1 protein-coding gene is annotated in these 247 nt (G+C 56.7%); it reads right to left on the reverse strand.

Annotation, left to right across the window (positions count from 1 at the left end):
* Positions 1-128 precede the first annotated feature (128 nt).
* Positions 129-247, reverse strand: a 119-nt coding sequence (locus FS804_RS24805; RefSeq protein ID WP_144579355.1) for a transposase domain-containing protein, incomplete at its 5' end; no start/stop codon positions are given.

Below are 247 nucleotides of genomic sequence, written 5' to 3' on the forward strand. Positions count from 1 at the left end.
TCACAGCTGGTGAATAGTCATTACGCAATAGCTGAGCTCGCGCTACTGACGCCAGATGGGGTCAGCTTGCCGCTTACGGTGCAGACGAGCCAACTGCTATATCAACGTAAGCGGCAAGCTGAGGCCGTTCAGGCCTTGTAGCTCCACGGCATAAGGGTATGGATTTCGCGGCTAGGCCAGCCGTTTGCAAGGCGCTCGAGCGTCTGCGTCAGCCAGGCCTGGGGATCGACAGAATTCATTTTTGCAG

This window comes from Agrobacterium sp. DE0009 (assembly GCF_007680755.1).
GTDB classification, from domain to species: domain Bacteria; phylum Pseudomonadota; class Alphaproteobacteria; order Rhizobiales; family Rhizobiaceae; genus Agrobacterium; species Agrobacterium tumefaciens_B.